The sequence below is a fragment of the Bradyrhizobium sp. genome (genome assembly GCF_049586575.1).
Lineage (GTDB): Bacteria > Pseudomonadota > Alphaproteobacteria > Rhizobiales > Xanthobacteraceae > Bradyrhizobium.
Map to the genome: position 1 here is coordinate 1 of NZ_JBAVCF010000732.1, position 3,702 is coordinate 3,702.

Annotated in this window: 5 protein-coding genes; 4 read left to right on the plus strand and 1 reads right to left on the minus strand. The window is 62.3% G+C overall.

Annotation, left to right across the window (positions count from 1 at the left end):
• Nucleotides 1–300 (minus strand): hypothetical protein (locus WB528_RS26595; RefSeq protein WP_423892318.1); only part of this gene is annotated, 300 nt, incomplete at its 3' end.
• A gap of 82 nt (nucleotides 301–382) precedes the next feature.
• Here WB528_RS26595 and WB528_RS26600 point away from each other — a divergent pair.
• The 4 genes from WB528_RS26600 to fliF all read left to right on the plus strand — a co-directional run.
• Nucleotides 383–946: a flagellar hook-length control protein FliK gene (locus WB528_RS26600; protein WP_423892320.1), complete on the plus strand. Its 564-nt coding sequence runs from the start codon at nucleotides 383–385 to the stop codon at nucleotides 944–946.
• A 10-nt stretch (nucleotides 947–956) separates the two neighbouring features.
• Nucleotides 957–1,661, plus strand: a complete 705-nt coding sequence (locus tag WB528_RS26605; RefSeq protein WP_423892322.1) for a flagellar hook assembly protein FlgD — start codon at nucleotides 957–959, stop codon at nucleotides 1,659–1,661.
• A 195-nt stretch (nucleotides 1,662–1,856) separates the two neighbouring features.
• The gene (locus WB528_RS26610; RefSeq protein WP_002714638.1) at nucleotides 1,857–2,132 is read left to right on the plus strand and encodes a DUF1153 domain-containing protein; all 276 of its coding nucleotides are present in this window, start codon (nucleotides 1,857–1,859) and stop codon (nucleotides 2,130–2,132) included.
• 180 nt (nucleotides 2,133–2,312) lie between these two features.
• On the plus strand, nucleotides 2,313–3,702 hold a 1,390-nt coding region (fliF, locus tag WB528_RS26615), incomplete at its 3' end, for a flagellar basal-body MS-ring/collar protein FliF (RefSeq protein WP_423892324.1).

A 3,702-nucleotide genomic window follows, 5' to 3' on the forward strand; every position in this document is an offset into this window, starting at 1 on the left:
GCCCACCACGTCCGGCAGCGCGGCAACGACTGGGAAGGCAGCGGCTCCCGCAATCGCCTTGAACTCCAGCGCGCAGGCCAGCGCTCCAACGCCGGCCGATGCCTCCGCCGTGACAACGGCCGTGGCCGCCACGGTGCCCATCACGCCGAAGACCACACAAGGAAAGACCGAAGCCGCCACCACGGCAACCGGTGGCTCCTCATCCAGTTCGACATCGACTGACGCGACCGCGACCGCGACCGGCGCGACGGCGGACGCGAGCCAGAACGTGGCAGCGGCGCAGGCTTCGACAACGGGCAAGCAAGAGGCGACGAACCTCGCTATCCCGGGCATAACCACCGACGCTGCCGCGGCGACGCCCGCAGCATCGAGCCATGATCATGTGGCGACCACCACAGCCGCCGCGCATGTCGTCACTGACGCGGTCGATCCTACCCAAGCGCTCGGCGCGCTGCAGCCACAGCTCAATTCAAGCTCGGCCCTCGGCCAGACCGGCAATTTCACCGCGATGGCGGCAACCAGCGCCGCCGTGCCCTTGAGCGGACTTGCGGTCGAGATCGCCGCCAATGTGAAGAGCGGCAAGAGCAGTTTTGAAATTCGGCTCGATCCCGCCGACCTGGGCCGCATCGACGTCCGTATCCAGATTGATCAGAACGGCCAGGTCACCTCGCATCTGACGGTCGAGAAGCCTGATACGCTGTCGATGCTGCAGCAGGACGCACCCCAATTGCAGCAGGCGCTCAACGATGCCGGACTGAAGACCGGCAGCGGCGGCTTGCAGTTCAGCCTGCGCGATCAGTCTTCTTCCGGCCAGAACAACGGGAACAACAACCCCAACGCCCAGCGCCTGATCATCACCGACGAAGATGCCGTCGCTGCCTCGGTTGCCGGTCGCAGTTATGGCCGCTCGACCGGATCGAGCAGCGGCATCGACATCAGAGTTTGAGGAGAAGAACATGACGACGACAGCCGCCCACACCTCAAGCCCCGTCGTTTCGGGGACGACGACCTCACCTACCTCGGCCAGCGGCACCGGTTCGGCCGCCGCCAATGCGCTGGCGAATACGCAGATTGCGGGCAACTTTCAAAGCTTCCTGCAACTGCTGACCACGCAATTGCAGAACCAGAACCCGCTCAGCCCGCTCGATACCAACCAGTTCACCCAGCAGCTGGTCGAATTCGCCGGCGTCCAGCAACAAATCAACACCAACGATTCGCTGGCCACGCTGGTCTCGCTCCAGCAGACCGCGCAATCGAGTCAGGCGTTGCAGTTTGTCGGCAAGACCGCCGTCGTCAACGGCAAGACCGCGACGATGACCCACAGCAAAGCCACGTGGGAGCTTAACATTCCCTCCGCTTCGAATATCACCATTTCGATTGCCAACAGCTCGGGCTCGACCGTCTACACCAACACTTTCGCCGCCACGGCCGGCAACAACCAGACGTTCAACTGGAACGGCCTCGGCACCGACGGTACCCAGAATCCCGACGGCAACTACACCCTTACGGCGACCGCCAAGGATTCCACCAACAACACGGTGGCCGTCTCCACCTCGGTCGCGGGCGTGGTCAGCTCGGTCAATCTCACCCAATCGCCGCCGCTTCTGACGATCGGCGGACAGACCTTCACGGTCAATCAGGTCCAGAGCATCATCGATTAGCTGCCGTGAACCGGCCGCCGCCCGCCCGGCGGCTTAAGATTGGGTTAAAAAGGGCGCCCTATGGCGGCGCCGGACCGCACCCGTGCCGGCATTTTCAAGGAGATTCGTATTGGAGGCTTGGGTTTAGGCAAATTTTAAGTCGCCGGGGGTAGCTTAATGGCGTGAGTTCAGTGGTTGAGAGTTTGTGAGTACGCCATGACAGAGCCCCATCGCCCGAGGGTAAAATACGTCATCGGGCCTGACGGCAGTCCGTTGACGATCGCGGATCTGCCCGCACCCGGGACCAAGCGGTGGGTTATCCGTCGCAAGGCCGAAGTCGTTGCTGCGGTTCGCGGCGGCCTGCTTTCCCTCGAGGAAGCCTGCAGCCGTTATACGCTGACCGTTGACGAATTCCTCTCCTGGCAGTTTTCCATCGATCAACACGGCCTTGCCGGGCTGCGAACCACCCGAATCCAGCAATATCGCCAATAATCGTCGCTTCGAGCGATTGGCAATTGAAGAAAATCGGCTTCGTCCTGCGAAGCCGATTTTTTCCGTTTTGAACTTTCTCCGCCGCCCTTAATCTTCGTTAACCATATCGAAACCATACCATAGGCAATAATTGCCCAGTGATCGGATCCCTGACGGGACCGAATCTGAGGGGCAGTTGGTTTGCAGAGTCTCGTGAGCTTCCTGAAGGGCTTGGGCGCTTCGCGGCTGATGGCGATGGTGGCGGTGACCGCCGCGCTGGTCGGCTTCTTCGCGTTCGTCATCATGCGCGTCACCACGCCGCAGATGACCACCCTCTTCACCGATCTCAGCCTCGAAGACTCCAACGCCGTCATCAAGGACCTGGAACGGCAGGCCGTTCCCTACGAACTCCGCAACGACGGCGCCGTCATCATGGTGCCCAAGGATAAGGTCACGCGGCTGCGCATGAAGCTTGCCGAGGGCGGCCTGCCGAAGGGCGGCGGCGTCGGCTACGAGATCTTCGACAAGTCGGACGCGCTGGGCACCACCAGTTTTGTCCAGAACATCAACCATTTGCGCGCGCTGGAAGGCGAACTCGCACGAACCATTCGCGCCATCGACCGTGTCCAGGCCGCCAGAGTCCATCTGGTGCTGCCGGAGCGGCCGCTATTTGCGCGTGAGACACCCGAACCGTCGGCCTCGATCGTCGTCCGGGTTCGCGGCAGCCTCGAGCCGCAACAGATCAGGGCGATCCGCCATCTGGTCGCCTCGGCCGTCAACGGCTTGAAACCGCAGCGGGTATCGATCGTCGACGAAGCCGGTCAGCTCCTGGCCGATGGCGCCGGCGGACCCAACGACAACACCGCGGGCGACGAGCGGCGGTCGGCCTTCGAAAAGCGGATGCGCAACGAGATCGAGACAATCGTATCGTCGGTGGTCGGCTCGGGCCGTGCCCGCGTCCAGCTCTCGGCGGATTTCGATTACAACAAGATCACCGAGACATCCGATAAATTCGATCCCGAAGGCCGGGTGCTGCGATCAAGCCAGACCCGCGAGGAATCGAGCGCCACCGCCGAAAACAATGGCCAGGTCTCGGTCGGCAATGAACTCCCGGGCGCCCAGCAGAACAACAATGCGGCGCTCGCCCGTGACCAGAGCAAGAAGACCGAGGAAACCAACAATTACGAGATTTCGCACACCACCAAGACGGAAGTGACCGAAGCGGGCCGGGTCAATCGCATCTCGGTCGCCGTGCTCGTCGACGGCAACTACACCAAGAACGAAAAAGGCGAGATGGTCTATCAAGACCGCAGCAAGGCGCAGCTCGACCAGATTGCCGCGCTGGTGCGCTCGGCCATCGGCTTTGACCAGAAGCGCGGCGACCAGGTGGAGGTCGTCAACCTGCGATTTGCCGAAGCGCCGGCCGTGGCGCCGTTGGCTGAGCCCACCGGGCTGCTCGGGATGCTGCAATTCACCAAGGACGACGTCATGTACGTCATCGAGCTCGGCGTCATGATGTTGCTCGGCCTGGTGGTGCTGTTCATGGTGATACGTCCGCTGGTCAAGCGCATCATTGCCGACGAGGTAGCAG